The sequence below is a fragment of the Chryseobacterium phosphatilyticum genome, from assembly GCF_002899825.2.
Classification (GTDB): Bacteria; Bacteroidota; Bacteroidia; order Flavobacteriales; family Weeksellaceae; genus Chryseobacterium; species Chryseobacterium phosphatilyticum.
Genome location: NZ_PPED02000003.1, coordinates 29240 through 44427 on the forward strand (window position 1 = coordinate 29240; position 15188 = coordinate 44427).

The window sequence follows — 15188 nt, forward strand, 5'->3', positions numbered from 1 at the left end:
ATGAATATAAAACTTTTAGTGCCATGTATGCTCATGTCAGCAATGGCATTTTCCCAGACATCCGTTTCAGGGTATGTCTACGAAGACAGTAATAAAAATCAGAAGAAGGAAAACAGAGAGAAAGGTATTGAAGGTGTAGCGGTTTCCAATGGTGTTCAGGTAGTTTTAACAGATAAAAACGGAAGATACAGCTTGCCTCTGAAGGATGATCAGACCATTTTTGTCATTAAACCATCAGGATATCAAACGGTTTTAAATTCTAATAATCTGCCTCAATTTTATTATCATCATAAACCAAATGGATCGCCGGTAGATTTTAAATATAAAGGAGTAGCACCTACCGGAGAGCTTCCTACAGAATTAAACTTTCCGTTGTATCAACAGAATGAAAATAAAAATTTTGATATTCTGGTTTTCGGGGATCCGCAGCCTTATACAGAAAAGGAACTTGATTATTTTAAAAGAGGAATTGTCAATGAGGTTAAAAATACCAAGAAAAATGCAGTATTAGGAATCAGTCTGGGTGATCTGGTAGGAGATAACCTTAGTTTGCAGAAGCCGTATGCAGATGTAATGAAAGAAGTAGGATTGCCATGGTATAACGTCATGGGGAACCACGACATGAATTATGATGCTAAAGAGGATAAACTTTCCGACGAAACCTTTGAATCCAACTTTGGTCCTGCCAATTATTCCTTCAATTATGGGAATGTACATTTTATCATCCTGGATGATATTTTGTATCCTGATCCGAGAGATGGCAAGGGCTATTGGGGAGGTTTCCGTGAAGATCAGCTGCAGTTCATCGAAAATGACCTGAAGCTGGTAGATAAAAATAAACTCATTGTTATTTCTTTTCATATTCCGCTGGAGCATAAAAATGAAGACAGCTTCAGAAATGCAGACCGTCAGAAATTATTTGATTTCCTGAACCCTTTCCAGAATGTACTGCTCCTATCAGCACATACTCATATTCAGCAGCAGATTTTTTACGGTAAAAAAGAAGGATGGCAAGGAGTAAAAGATCTTCATGAGTACAATGTGGGAACAACCTGTGGTGACTGGTATTCCGGGACACCTGACGATGCAGGGCTTCCGACTTCAACCATGAGGGACGGGACGGCAAAAGGCTATTCCTTCATCAGCTTTACAGATAACCAGTATAAAGTGAAATACAGAACTGCCGGAAAACCGGAGGATTATCAGATCAAACTGTATGTTCCCAAAGTGATCCCTTTTCCTTCAAAAACATCGGCAAAAGTACTCGCTAACTTCTTTATAGGAAGCAAAAAAGATAAAGTAGAATACAGAATAGACAACGGGAAATGGGAAGAAATGGAGTATGATGAAACGATAGATCCAAACTTTGCTCTTTCTGTATTCAAATGGGATACTACAGAGAGAATTTTACAAGGCAGAAGGCCTTCTAATCCTGAAATGTCAAAACATATCTGGGAAGGAGATTTTCCCAAAAAGCTGACTTTAGGAAAACATAAAGTTGAGGTCAGAGCGGTAGATATGTATGGAAATGAGTTCACGACTTCAGAAGAATTCGAAGTTCAGAATTCAATCCAGATTCCTTAGACTTTTAATTTTTTACTATACTTTTTTTAGATTTTGAAACCGGTTCGATGCGAATCGGTTTCTTTACTTGGAGATGTAAATGACGAACCATTTTTATTAAACCACATAGATTTTTATGTGGTTTATACTTTTCCCAACCATTAAAAAACTATTAAATATCCTTTCTTTCCATTCCATAAAAATGTTCTTTCGTAACTTTGTACAACGAAAAGTATTATCACTATGAATATAAATGGAAAAAATGCCATCGTAACAGGTGGAGGAAGAGGACTGGGTAAAGCTGTAGCATTGGCTCTGGCTAATGAAGGAGTAAACGTAGCCATTACAGGAAGAAACGAAGAGAACCTTAAAAATACTGTTGAAGAGCTTAAGAAACTGGGAGTGAATTCAGCCTATGCAATATTCAGCATTGATGATGAATCAGCTGTAAAAGAAGGAATTGATACTTTGGCAAAAGCACTTGGTGGAGTAGATATCCTGGTTAATAATGCAGGTATTGGTGACTTCGGAACTATAGAAGAGATGCCATCTGAAACGTGGGAGCAAGTGATTAAAACCAATTTATTTGGAGTATATTATGCCGCCAAAGCTGTACATCCATTCATGAAAGAAAAAGGTGAAGGTGATATCGTCAATGTAGCTTCTACAGCAGGATTGAAAGGAGGACCCAATATGTCGGCATATGCCGCTTCAAAAGCAGCAGTGGTTTCTTTATCTCAGTCTATGATGGCAGAATGGAGAAAGCAAAACATCCGTGTAATTACCTTAACTCCAAGTACCATTGCTTCTGATATGAGTATTCAGGGAGGTCTTACTGATGGAAATCCCGATAAAGTATTACAACCTGAAGACTTTGCAGAATGGGTAAGAGATATTCTGAAAATGAACAGACGAGCATTGATTGCTAACGGATCTATTTTCTCTACAAACCCTTAATGAATTGAAAATTGAGAGTTGAGAATTGAAAACTGATTACAATTTTTAGATATAAAATTCAATAGGAGCGGGCTTTAGCCCGCTCTACTTATTAGAGCCTATTCCAATGGCTTTAGCCGAAACTTAGGAATGAAGTACGGAATAATCCCCGGAATCAGTGAGAAATTCCAAAACTTGCCCATTCCATTTTTTTTGCAATCATAACATTAGTATTTTTGCAACAAATTACTCACATGCAAAATTATTTAGAATTTGATTTCAAAATTTCTCCGCTTCAGCCATGGAACGAAATATTAATGGCAGAACTTATAGAAATAGGTTTCGACAGTTTCACGGAAGAATTAGAAGGAATCTTAGGATATATTCAGAAAGATTTATTTAATGAAGAAGAGCTGAAAGCTTTACCGCTTTTTCAAAATGAAGAGGTAAAAATTGAATACACTTTCAAGGAAATGCCGAATATCAACTGGAATGAAGAATGGGAAAAGAATTTTGAACCAATCAATATTGATGATAAAGTAATGATCAGGGCAGAATTCCATGAATCTGTGCCAGGAATGCATGAAATTATTATCCAGCCGAAAATGTCTTTCGGAACAGGACACCACCCAACAACACACCTGATGATCCAACAAATGATGGACATTGACTTTACCGGTAAAAAAGTACTGGATATGGGTTGTGGAACTTCTGTATTGGCTATTTATGCCAAACAGCAGGGAGCAGGAGATACAAAAGCAATTGATATTGATGAATGGTCTGTGGAAAATTCAAAAGAAAATGCCGTAAGAAATGGTGTTGAGCTTGATATAGAGCAGGGAACAGCAGAAAGCTTAGGAGAAGAAAACTATGATATTATTTTAGCAAATATCAATAGAAATATCCTTATTTCAGATATTCCAACCTATGTTTCCGTATTGAATGCAGGAGGAAAGCTATTGCTTTCAGGATTATGTTTCTTTGATGTGGATGACATTCTTGAAGTATGTAAAGAAAACAACCTTACCCTTAAAAAGCAATTGCAGCGTGAAGAGTGGGTAAGCCTGTTATTAGAAAAATAAAAAAACAAAATAGTACTATGAAAACTTTATGGACAGCTTTACTTTTGCTGACTCTGCAATTTTTTGCGGCACAGGAAAATGAAGTGTATGCGGACGGGATCTTTGGGTTTGAAGAAAATAAAGCCCAGAAAATTTTTACAGATTGGACAAGAGTAAGAAAAGAGCCTAACGCCAATTCTCCGATTTTGGATTCATTACAAACCAATCAACAAGTAATGATCCTGAAAAAAGAGGAAACCGTTCCGGTCTTACAATTGGGAGAAAGAAAAGCCAACTGGTACAAGGTTTCCTATCAAAAAGGAGATGGAGCTTCTGAAGGCTATGTCTGGGGTGGAAATCTCTGTGTGGGGTATCGTAATAAGAATGGCTATGACTTCCTTTTCGGACTTTCGAAAACAACCACTCAGAAAAGTAAAGATTTTGATGGTTTCGAAAAACAGAATATTGCCGGAGTAAAAGTAATGGAAGGAAATAATCTGCTTGATGAGGTATACTTTAATACAGGTAGAGGAGAAGAGTTAAGCTATGCAACATTCAATATCGAAAGTAATCATAAATTGCAAAATGTTGAATTGACCCTGAAAGCATTGGTTTCCGGTGAAGCATGTGGTATTGCAAGTTATGACCAATACATTCTTTTTAAAGATAAGAAACTGATTGCTCTTCCCCAATTGATGAATGTAGGAGACGCAGATGTTTTTTATCACAGTGAAGTATATGTTTTCCCTAATGATAAAGGAGGAGTTCCAAACACTTTTATATTTAAAATGGAAGAAATGGAAAAAGATGATAAAGACAGGGAAAAGAAAAAACACTCTTCCAAAATCTATCTCTGGAACGGAAGTTCTTATAAACTGAAATAAGATATTTTTTAAAAAAAATAGAACCGTTGTATTGTGCAACGGTTTTTTTATTTTTTAGCCTTATAAGATTCCTGAAATTTCAGTCTCTTTTGTCCATATCAAAAAATCTTATTCATCGGAAAAGTACATTTTGGGTAGTTGGAAAAAATCAAATACATTTATACTTAAAAAATAAGTACATAATGGATTTACTTGATGATATACTTCCAATTTTGTTTTCTGTCATGGTGGGTGGTATCATAGGCATTGAAAGAGAATATCAACTGAAGTCGGCAGGATTACGGACAATGATACTTGTGACATTGGGAGCATGTATTTTTACCATGCTTTCTCAGAATTTGGGAGGATCAGGAAGTCCGGACCGTATTGCTGCCAATATCATTACAGGAATAGGTTTTGTGGGAGCAGGAGTCATTTTTAAGGAAGAAAACAGAGTATCCGGTCTCACCACAGCTGTTACCATATGGATCTGTGCTGCTCTGGGGATGACCATTGGTGCAGGGTATTATCAGGAAGCGACCATAGGTTCTGTTGTGGTCTTCTTATTATTGATTATGTTTAAATATATTCAGGATGTTATTGATAAGATCAGTACCCGCTATACCTATCAGATGACATTATCGTACGAAGATGGTATTATGGAGAAGTATGAAAACATTTTTAAAGAACATGACCTGAAATCAATGAGAGGGAAACAGATGAGGTCCGGTGAGAAATACACCGTCATATGGCGTGTTCAGGGAGCTGCAAAAAACCACGAGATTTGCACAAAACTATTGCTTAATGATGTCTCAATAGACGAATTTAAATTTTAAAATAAAAAAGCCTTTACAGAAGTAGAGGCTTTATTCTGAAAAATACAGGTCAGGGAAAATTAGCTGATCCAGTCACTTACTTTAATAACATCGGATTGTCTTGGGAAAACTTTAGTCATCAATAGACGATGCACTTCTTCATCACCATCTTTACAACAATCTTCAATAACAGTTAGCTGATAATCTTTATCTGCTGCTTCCCTTACTGTCGATAGAACAACACCACTTGTTGAAACACCGGCTAATACAAGGTGTTGAATACGTAAACTTCTTAAGATCACTTCCAGATCACTTCCGGTAAATGCGCTGAACCTTTTTTTGATAACAATAATATCCTGTTCTTCCGGCGACAATAGGGGATGAATGGTAATCCACTCTTTCATATCGACGTTTGCCATCTGTTGTTTTATAGCTGAGAAAGCTTTATTGGTGGCACTTATTTCAGGCATTCCTGCCCTGAATCCTACTGTGACATAAATGACCGGGATATCTTTCTTTCTTGCATTTTTAATCACTTCCTGAATATTCGCAATCAGTTGTTCTGTATCAGGTAGCATCCCCAGAATAGACAATTGCATATCCATCACCAATAAGGCTGTTCTTGTTGTTTCCATTGTATTTATATTTTATTGATAAACTGTTCTTCTGATTTTTCTAATAATTCTTCATTGACCGGATTGTATCTCTTCTTTTTGAATACCAGTTTTCTAAAGATGATGGCAATGAGAATACCTGAAATTCCTTCCCATAATAAGGTTCTTGGAGCTCCTATTTTTTCAGAAATAAATCCGATCAGCAAACTTCCCAACGGTAACATCCCAAATATTGCTGTTAACAAAATACTGATCGCCCGGGAGCGCATTTCAGGGATGACTTCAGATTGTACGATAATATTACACGTGGTGAATTGAGCGACACCTCCCAAACCGGTAAGAGCAGCAAAAAACATTGATAAATAAAAATGAGTGGTATATGAAAAACAGATCAGTCCGATACTTAAGATGACAGTACTCAGGATAAGTATATTTCTCATGGAGGCTCCCTTTTTTAATGAAGCTAAAAATATCGTTCCGAGAACCGCTCCTATACCGATAAAACTTGAAATATAACCAAAGGTTTTGGCATCCCCTTTAAAAATCTCTTTAGCATATACAGGAATCAAAGTGTCATAAGGCAAGATTAAAAGCCCGGTAATGCTGAGCATAATGATCACCCAGCTAATAGACGGTTCTCTCCTGAGGTATCGGAATCCTTCTGCCAACTCTGTAAACGTGCCTTTTTTGGTTGATTTTGTCTGAACCATAGTGATCTTCATCATAGAGATAGAAACCATTACCGCTGCAAAACTGGCTGCATTGATCAGAAAGCAGGTTCCGGCTCCAAATTGCTGAAGAATAATCCCGGAAAGAGCAGGGCCGGCTAGTTTGGCCATACTTGCCATGGCGGCGCTCAGGGAAAGAGCGCTGGGTAAATCTTCATCGTCAGTCACTACCTCGTTAATCATTGATTGCCTTGCAGGCACATCATATGCGTTGATAACTCCCAGAAAAACACTGAGGATTAAAAAACTCCAGATATTCTGATGACCTGTCATGGCCAGAAAAGCCAGTAGTGAAGCCTGTATCAATGAAAGAATCTGGGTGATCTGTACAATTTTGTATCGGTTGTAGCGATCCGCCGCAACTCCTCCGAATGCAGAAAATAAGAACGAAGGAAATTGCTCTGCAAATACGGTCAGCCCAAGCATAAACGCAGAATGAGTCATGCTGTATACGACCCATACTACTGCCGTACGTTGCATCCACGTACCAAACTGAGAGACAGAACGGCCAAAAAAGTACAACGTATAGTTTGTACTTCTGAAAGCCCTGAATGTACTGATGTTGCTTATTTTGTTCATATTATAGAATAAACTTTTTGACATAAATTGTTAAAATGTCAAAATTGAGATAAAAAATTTTAACGGATGTTTTTAATGACCATTGATGTTAGTGTATTCACTATATTATTTAAATTGTCAAAATTATTATTTAAATTCATCTCACGCCTTATTCCTCTGATACTGCTCTGTAGAATAAAGATGATGTTTTCCTGTTCTTCAACGGAAACCACTGGAATTTCATGAGTAACAATACCGGATGAAAATATTTTGAGAAGAACATTTCTTTCTGCTTCCATCATTCTGTTATGGGCATCAGTAATGTGCTTTGATTTTTCTTCCGTATCCATTCCGGCTTCTATAGCTCTGAAAAATGAAGCTCTTTCTTCTGAAGTTTTCACTTTGGAAAGGCAAAATTGACGAATCTTTCCGTCAAAAGACTTTTCTTGCCTCATATTGGATTCAATCTCAGAGATCACTTCTTTAATCAGGTTCTCAAGGACTGCCTGAAAAACCTCTTCACGATTCTTATAATAGTAATAAATAGAGGTTCTGCTTTTACCGACTGCTTTCGAAATGTCATCCATTGTCACTTTCTTCAGACCATATTTCAGATAGAGAGCTGAAGCAGTCTCCAGAATTTGCTGTGAAAGTTGATCTTGTTCAGTCCCTGACGACATGGTGGGTAAATTTGTGTACAAAAATAATTAATTTTTGACAAAAAAACAAATTTTGTCAAATTGTGTGTATTTGACCCATTCTGTGATAACAAAAATAGGATTGGAACAAGCCAACCCTACCAAACATGATTAAGTGTATAGATGAGCCATAAAAATGGCTGCAAGGAATTTAAGGTGCACAAAAAAGATTTTTATTGACGCCTAATCAATGTTTCATTAAATCAATTAAACTAACTTTTTTAATGATCTGTTTTATCTACTTTGTAAAGGTAAAAGGAATGGATATCTGTACAGGTGAAATTTACTCTGACTCGACAAAATTCGTCAGTGAAACGTAGTTTTTATTCAATGAAGTGTTGGAATGTAATATATCTTAAAACGTTCTTATTTATTAAGGATTTGAATAGGGACAGGCAGAATAGGTCATAAAAAAAGACTCCCAAAAATTGAGGGTCTTAAAGTGAACTTGACAGGATTATCCTCGAATTCTTTGGTTGCTGATCTTAATTGGATTTTACGACTATTTTGTTGATTATCATCTGTATAGAAAAAATAAGCCTTTTTTAGAGCAGATTTTATAATTATTGTGAGACAGCCTCAAGTTATAAACCCTCGTATTAGACAAACGAATTTGGATTTTTATCTAGAATAAAAATATCAGAATATTGGTAATTAGTTGAAATATTGTATCATATTGTTTTTTGTCTTGAGATTTTTGCCCAATATAATCAGTGAAATCTATTACACTTTATGAATTTTTCCTTTTTGGATACAATAATCTGACATTTGATTACGTCTGTTTTTTTTATTCGTTGGAACTTTGTACCAACAAAAATAATCATAAAATGAAAGTATTTGTAACAGGAGCTTCAGGCTTTATTGGTTCTGCGATTGTTAAAGAATTAATTGCTTCAGGACATCAGGTAGTAGGTCTGGCACGTTCAGGACAATCAGCAGAAGTAATTCGCAAGGAAGGTGCGGAAGTGTTAAGGGGAGATCTTGAAGACTGGGAAGTCTTAAAGCAGGGGGCCAAAGATTCAGACGGTATTATTCATGCGGGTTTTTTCCATGATTTTACTCAATTTGCAAAGGCTGCAGAAATTGACAAAAATGCAATTAATGCAATAGGAGAGGCACTGATGGGAACAGACAAAGCTATTGTAGTAACAGCAGGAATTTTAGGATTACCCCTTATTGACGGAAATATTACAGAGGAGAGTCTTTCACCTGGTTTTCCGAGATCTTCTGAAACTACAGCTTTGGCATTGGCTGAAAAAGGCATAAATGCTTCAGTTATCCGCTTAGCACCGTCGGTTCATGATAAGGGTGACAAAGGTTTTGTTCCGTTTATAATTGGGCAGGCTCGTATCAACAACTTATCCGGCTACCCTGGTGATGGATTGAATCGGTGGGCGGCTGTTCATCGTTTGGATGCAGCAAGATTATTCCGTCTGGCATTTGAAAAAGGAATCAAAGGAGCAGTATACAATGGTGTGGCTGACACAGGAATTAAAATGAAAGAAATTGCTGAACTGATTGGCTCAGAATTAAATTTACCTGTTGCATCCCTGTCTGAAGAAGAAACAGCAAAGCATTTTGAGTGGCTGAGTAGATTTATAGCTTTTGACAGCCCTGCAACCCATTTTAAAACGAAGGAACTCTTAGGCTGGAAACCTGAGCATATCGGACTTATAGACGATATGAAACAAAATTATTTTTAACCATTTGCGCATATCGAAGCACTATAACCATTAAAAATCAAAAAATGAAAAAAGTACTTATTACAGGAGCCAATCAGGGGATTGGCTTTGAAACCGCCAAACAGTTGTCACAATTAGGTTATCATGTATATCTCGGAAGCCGCAATGAAGCCAATGGAATTGAGGCCCAAAATAAATTAAACGAACTGGGATTTGATAATGTAGAGTTTATTCAATTGGATGTCACAGATATTGATTCAGTAAGATCTGCCAAAGAAAAACTGGAGGCTAAGGCCCAACAGTTGGATGTGCTGATCAACAATGCGGCTATTGTAGGCGAACAGCCGCAGAATATGTCTGCAAATAATCTCAGTAATTTAAGAAATGTTTTCGAAACCAATTTTTTTGGTGCTGTGCAGACCACTCAACAGTTTATTGATTTGCTGGAAAAGTCAGATGAACCTCGGATTATTAATGTTTCAAGTCCCTTAGGTTCGCTGTCTGTTCAAAGCAATTCTCAAAATCCTAATTATAGGATATACGATGCATACAGCTCTTCTAAAACTGCATTGAATGCTTTTACTCTGTTGCTGGCCAAAGAATTTCAAAATACCCATTTTAAAATATTAAGCGTTGAACCAGGCTACACGGCCACTAACCTTAATCAGTATCAGGGAACACAGACAGCAGAGGAGGCAGCAGGTATAATTGTGAAATTTTCCACTTTATCTGATGTACCCACGGGTAAATTTTTTGATAGAAATGGAGATGAATTGCCTTGGTAAAACAAACAATGAATGTATAAGCAATTAACCAGAAAAATAAAATTAAATTTGTGGTATGGAGCAAAGAGAGACACAAAGAATTAAAACAATAAGCGAATTCCATCGATTGCGTGGTTTGCCAAATCCTGAGCACCCGCTTGTCAGTATTATTGATTATTCTTCTATCAAAAGACCCGCTAACATTGATGAAGTAAATCTGGTTTTAGATTTCTATATGATTTCCTTAAAGAGAGGAATTGGTGGAAAGATGTATTATGGACAACAGGAGTTTGATTTTGATGACGGGCTTATGGCATTTATGGAGCCCAACCAGGTTTTCAGGATTCAATCTGATCCTGCTGTCAAAGAGGAACGTTCAGGCTGGCTGTTGCTTATTCATCCTGATTTTTTGTGGAATACGGTACTTGCTAAAGGTATCAGAAGATACGAGTATTTTGATTATTCAGTGAATGAAGCACTGTTTCTTTCCGAAAAGGAACAAAAAACGCTGAATAGCATTATTGATAACATTAAACAGGAATATCAAACGAATATAGATCAATTCAGTAAGCAGATTATCATTTCACAGATTGAAAGCCTGCTTAATTATTCAGAAAGATTTTACAATCGTCAGTTCATAACAAGGGAAAAAAGCAATCACCAGATTCTGGAAAGGCTAGAGAAATTACTTGATGAATATTTTGAACATAAAATTGCAGAGAAAGGATTGCTTTCCGTACAGTTTATTGCAGATGAACTCAATATTTCCCCCAAATATTTAAGTACTTTACTGAAAACACTGACCGGACAAAATACACAACAGCATATACACAACAAACTGATAGAAGTAGCCAAAGAAAAATTATCTACCACAAATTTATCTGTCAGTGAAATTGCTTATGAAATGGGATTTGAACATTCTCAGTCATTCAGCAAGCTGTTTAAAAGCAAGACAGCCCAAAGTCCGCTGGAATTCAGAGGAAGTTTTAACTGATTGTTTTATCATAACTTAATCATTAAAATTAGTATCAAATGAACTCTAAATATCCAAGGTGTAAAAGTTTGGGTTATGCATTTTTATAGGTATAAAAAATGAGACAACTTTTTAAAAGTTGTCTCATTATGTGAGCGCGAAAGGATTCGAACCTTTGACCGTCTGCTTAGAAGGCAGATGCTCTATCCAGCTGAGCTACGCACCCTTGAATTTTTAAGTCGGGGCGGCAGGATTCGAACCTGCGACCTCCTGGTCCCAAACCAGGCGCGATGACCGGACTACGCTACGCCCCGATTGATGGTCATCATCATCAACTTTGTTTTTACTCCCGTAAAGGTACAAAGTCTTTTTTGAAAAAGAAAAACTCACAATATTTTTGTGAGCCTTTTGTGAGCGCGAAAGGATTCGAACCTTTGACCGTCTGCTTAGAAGGCAGATGCTCTATCCAGCTGAGCTACGCACCCTTGATTTTTAAGTCGGGGCGGCAGGATTCGAACCTGCGACCTCCTGGTCCCAAACCAGGCGCGATGACCGGACTACGCTACGCCCCGATTAATGGCCATCAATAACGAATTTTACTTCGTTTTTGCGGTTGCAAAGGTACAATACTTTTTGAAATAAAAAAATAAAATGGAGGATAATTTTTGATTAACTTTTTGAGACCTCATTTTTGCCAGCTTTACCCGGTTAATAACCATTGACTTACCCTGTTTGAAATATGAAGAAGAATTTTAATGATTATTCTCTACTTTGTAAAGGTTTTAGGCTAATGACAAATTATAGCCCATGTAAAAAGTAATAAAAAAAGTTACCTATGTATATTTAAAAATGGATGAGGAATAACCTTCATCAATAGATACCATTAATTTTCGTTTCTGATGATGAACATTATACAGAAAATTATCTTGAATAAAGGATTTGGATACCATACTCAACATTTTTTATCCTATATAAATCCTATCTTTACACAATGAAACGATTAATGCTTGTGAGTTTACTTTTCCCGTTGCTGACATTTTCCCAAACCAGCGGAAGAGTAATAAAAATTTCAGATGGGGATACCATTACCGTACTTATTGACGGAAATCAACAAAAAAAACTAAGACTTGCTGAAGTAGATTGCCCGGAAAAAGGGCAACCTTTTGGTAAAAATGCCAAACAATTTACTGCAAATCAGGTTTTTGGTAAAACAGTTAATTTCATTGAAACCAATACAGACCGTTATGGACGTTCCATTGCCAAAGTATATTATGATAAAGATAAATACCTCTCTAAAGAGTTGATAAAGTCCGGAATGGGATGGTGGTATTTTTACTATTCCAAAGATCCTTCATTAGGTAAATTACAAGAAAAAGCGCAAAGTGAAAAGACGGGACTCTGGCAGGATGTTCATGCTATTGCTCCCTGGGAATATCGAAAAATAAAACGGGAAGAGGCAAAAAACAGGAGATATGAAGCCTCTAAAACTCAAATGAAAATAAAACAAACGATATAGCATAAGACAAGCCTTGGAATTATATATTTCAAGGCTTGTTTCTTTAGTATTTAAAGCAATGTAATTTATTATATTTGTAATGTGCAGACTTCCTTATTCTTAGGACAGATGTAATGATGTAAACTTTTTAACTATGAGACAAGCTATTCTTTTGATATTCCTGTTTTTTTTATTTACCCCACATATACCCGGACAAAAGCAAAAAGTCTCTCATGATAGTATTTCAATATTTTTTGATGAGATTAAAATAGCTTCTCAAAAGAATATTGAACTTTGGAACAAAGATTTATATGGTCCAATCCTTTTAATAGATACAAAAACGAGAGAGGTTTTTGCAAATGAACCCGATACAGAAGGAACTTTAAAGTTAAATAGAAATGTGTACTCCGGAATTTTGCCGGTTGATATTAATATTGCCAATACAGCACTTAACTGGAAAGGAAAAAGATGGGCAATGATCATGTTGCCACTCTCTCAAAATAAACAAAACAGAATCGGATTATTGGCACATGAATCCTTTCATAGGATACAACCTTCATTAGGATTTGAATTAAATAATACTGAAAATAATCATCTGGATCAGAAAGAAGGAAGGATTTACCTTCGTTTAGAACTGGAAGCCTTGAAAAAAGCAATGAGATCTGCTTCAAAAAAAGAATTAAAGGAGCATCTTACCAATGCGCTTACTTTCAGAAAATACAGACATAGCCTTTATAATGGATCTGATGTCAGTGAAAATCTTCTGGAGCTCAATGAAGGAATGGCGGAATTTACAGGAGTGATCGTAAGTGGTCGAAATAAAACGCAAACCATGGCTTTTTTAGTTGATGGGATTAATGATTTTTTTAAGAATGCAACGTTTGTACGATCATTTGCTTATCACACAGTGCCTGTTTATGGGTATTTACTCTATAATAAAGATAAAAACTGGAATAAAAAAATCACATCAAAAACAGATCTGACCAACTATTTTATCAAGACATTCAATAGTGAAGTTGCTACTGATGTAAAAGAAGTTGTTAAAAGATCAGCCAATGATTATAATGGCTCAGAAATAACTGTGGAGGAAACGAGAAGGGAAGAGAAAGCAAAAAAACTCATTGCTGAATATAAATCTAAATTCATCAATGAACCTCATTTTGAAATAAAATTTGAAAAGATGAATGTCTCTTTTGATCCTAGAAATATTGTACCGATTGACAATAAAGGAACTGTATATCCTAATATCAGGGTTACAGATAAATGGGGGATTCTGACGGTTGAAAATGGGGCATTAATGAGTCCGAACTGGGACAAGATTTCAATATCTACTCCTGTCCGAACAGAAGATAAAAAGATATCTGGTGATGGTTGGACACTTGAACTGGCGGATGGCTATACGATAATGAAGAACGAAACAAACGGAGATTTTATGCTTGTAAAAAAAGAAGCATCTCAGAAGAAGTAAAATAAGTATAATGCAAAACAAAGAGCTCACTATTTCTATAGTGAGCTCTTTTAAATGAACATTAAAAACTGTTAGAAATCAGTTGACTCCGATAGTTTTTTCCATTCTTCTATTTCGTTTGATAACCGTGTTATTTTATCTTTGGCTCTTTGATAAGCATCATTTCCTAAGAAAAGATGTACAGGTGGATTCGGAGAGTTTATCAGGGTCAACAATGCATCAGCAATTTTATCAGGATTACCTTGTTGTTTACCATCTGATGCACTGAATTTTTGATGCGCTTCTCTGATAAAATCATAATCATCAATCCGGTTATTACCAAATACAATAGAGTCAGCGTGAGCAAAGCTAGTCCGAAACCAACCCGGCAAAACGGAGGTAACATGAATGCCCAGTGGTTTTAAATCATTGGCAAGAGCTTCTGATAAACCATTGACGGCAAATTTAGAAGCAGCATATATGCTCCATCCCATTCCCGGTGCAAATCCTGCTATTGATGAAATATTAATAATATGTCCTGAACGTTGATTCCGCAAGTAGGGAAGAGCCTGCTGAATGACTCTGGTAACAGCGAAAAAATTGACGTTAAAGTTATCATGAATCTCCTTTTCGGACAGTTCTTCCAATGCTCCGCCGATTCCATATCCCGCATTGTTTACAATGACATCAATTCTGCCAAAAGTGTTTTGTGTGTGTGCAAGTGATATTGCAATCGATTTTTCATCAGTAAGATCTACCTGTAACGGAAGATAATTTTCATTTTTTCTGATGATTTCTGAGAATGCTAATGCCTGTCTCGATGTGGCTGCAACTTTTTGTCCCTGAAGCAGTAGTTGCTCGGTCAATGCGCGACCCATACCTTTTGATGCCCCGGTAATATACCATACTTTTGAATTTTCCATTTTATCATATTTTTATCAATGCAAAATTAAAGTAGACAAATGGTGGGATGATGGTAGAAAGAATACTG

General features: G+C 36.4%; 14 protein-coding genes and 4 tRNA genes. 10 read left to right on the forward strand and 8 right to left on the reverse strand.

Going from position 1 to position 15188, the window contains the following annotated elements; translation table 11 throughout:
• The 5 genes from C1631_RS12120 (at position 1) to C1631_RS12140 (ending at position 5259) form a co-directional block, all read left to right on the forward strand.
• Positions 1 to 1584, forward strand: coding sequence for a calcineurin-like phosphoesterase C-terminal domain-containing protein (locus C1631_RS12120; protein WP_109712412.1), 1584 nt, complete (start codon positions 1 to 3; stop codon positions 1582 to 1584).
• 222 nt (positions 1585 to 1806) lie between these two features.
• On the forward strand, positions 1807 to 2520 hold the full coding sequence (locus C1631_RS12125; protein WP_109712413.1) for a 3-ketoacyl-ACP reductase: 714 nt from the start codon (positions 1807 to 1809) through the stop codon (positions 2518 to 2520).
• Between the two features lie 233 nt (positions 2521 to 2753).
• On the forward strand, positions 2754 to 3581 hold the full coding sequence (gene prmA / locus C1631_RS12130; RefSeq protein WP_109712416.1) for a 50S ribosomal protein L11 methyltransferase: 828 nt from the start codon (positions 2754 to 2756) through the stop codon (positions 3579 to 3581).
• Between the two features lie 17 nt (positions 3582 to 3598).
• Entirely contained in the window at positions 3599 to 4444 is an 846-nt protein-coding gene (locus C1631_RS12135) for an SH3 domain-containing protein (RefSeq protein WP_103247597.1), read from the forward strand.
• Positions 4445 to 4626: 182 nt separating this feature from the next.
• Positions 4627 to 5259: an MgtC/SapB family protein gene (locus C1631_RS12140; protein WP_109712417.1), complete on the forward strand. Its 633-nt coding sequence runs from the start codon at positions 4627 to 4629 to the stop codon at positions 5257 to 5259.
• A gap of 59 nt (positions 5260 to 5318) precedes the next feature.
• Here the strand turns inward: C1631_RS12140 and C1631_RS12145 are convergent, their stop codons facing one another.
• From C1631_RS12145 to C1631_RS12155, 3 genes are read right to left on the reverse strand one after another with little or no spacing between them, the layout of a single operon-like run.
• Entirely contained in the window at positions 5319 to 5873 is a 555-nt protein-coding gene (locus C1631_RS12145; protein WP_103247599.1) for a cysteine hydrolase family protein, read from the reverse strand.
• Between the two features lie 5 nt (positions 5874 to 5878).
• The gene (locus tag C1631_RS12150; RefSeq protein ID WP_109713296.1) at positions 5879 to 7159 is read right to left on the reverse strand and encodes an MFS transporter; all 1281 of its coding nucleotides are present in this window, start codon (positions 7157 to 7159) and stop codon (positions 5879 to 5881) included.
• Positions 7160 to 7218: 59 nt separating this feature from the next.
• Positions 7219 to 7818 (reverse strand): TetR/AcrR family transcriptional regulator, encoded by a 600-nt coding sequence (locus tag C1631_RS12155; protein WP_109712419.1) that lies wholly within the window; start codon positions 7816 to 7818, stop codon positions 7219 to 7221.
• Between the two features lie 845 nt (positions 7819 to 8663).
• Here C1631_RS12155 and C1631_RS12160 point away from each other — a divergent pair.
• The 3 genes from C1631_RS12160 to C1631_RS12170 are packed head-to-tail and all read left to right on the forward strand — an operon-like array spanning position 8664 to position 11276.
• Positions 8664 to 9539 carry an SDR family oxidoreductase gene (locus C1631_RS12160; RefSeq protein ID WP_109713298.1) on the forward strand — a complete coding sequence of 292 codons (876 nt, stop codon included), beginning with the start codon at positions 8664 to 8666 and terminating at the stop codon, positions 9537 to 9539.
• Between the two features lie 44 nt (positions 9540 to 9583).
• A complete protein-coding gene (locus tag C1631_RS12165) occupies positions 9584 to 10303 on the forward strand; it encodes an SDR family NAD(P)-dependent oxidoreductase (protein WP_103247601.1) in 720 nt (239 codons plus the stop codon).
• 55 nt (positions 10304 to 10358) lie between these two features.
• A complete protein-coding gene (locus tag C1631_RS12170) occupies positions 10359 to 11276 on the forward strand; it encodes a helix-turn-helix domain-containing protein (protein WP_109712421.1) in 918 nt (305 codons plus the stop codon).
• A 131-nt stretch (positions 11277 to 11407) separates the two neighbouring features.
• On the opposite strand, the gene C1631_RS12175 is transcribed toward C1631_RS12170, so the two are convergent.
• From C1631_RS12175 to C1631_RS12190, 4 genes are all read right to left on the reverse strand, one after another.
• A tRNA-Arg gene (locus C1631_RS12175) sits at positions 11408 to 11481 on the reverse strand.
• A 13-nt stretch (positions 11482 to 11494) separates the two neighbouring features.
• Positions 11495 to 11569 (reverse strand) — tRNA-Pro (locus C1631_RS12180).
• A gap of 97 nt (positions 11570 to 11666) precedes the next feature.
• Positions 11667 to 11740 (reverse strand) — tRNA-Arg (locus C1631_RS12185).
• Positions 11741 to 11752: 12 nt separating this feature from the next.
• Positions 11753 to 11827 (reverse strand) — tRNA-Pro (locus C1631_RS12190).
• Between the two features lie 419 nt (positions 11828 to 12246).
• Here C1631_RS12190 and C1631_RS12195 point away from each other — a divergent pair.
• Positions 12247 to 12771, forward strand: coding sequence for a thermonuclease family protein (locus C1631_RS12195; protein ID WP_165828289.1), 525 nt, complete (start codon positions 12247 to 12249; stop codon positions 12769 to 12771).
• A gap of 133 nt (positions 12772 to 12904) precedes the next feature.
• Complete coding sequence (locus C1631_RS12200) at positions 12905 to 14218, forward strand: hypothetical protein (RefSeq protein ID WP_109712425.1); 1314 nt, start codon at positions 12905 to 12907, stop codon at positions 14216 to 14218.
• Positions 14219 to 14289: 71 nt separating this feature from the next.
• On the opposite strand, the gene C1631_RS12205 is transcribed toward C1631_RS12200, so the two are convergent.
• A complete protein-coding gene (locus C1631_RS12205) occupies positions 14290 to 15120 on the reverse strand; it encodes an oxidoreductase (RefSeq protein WP_109712427.1) in 831 nt (276 codons plus the stop codon).
• Between the last annotated feature and the right edge of the window lie 68 nt (positions 15121 to 15188).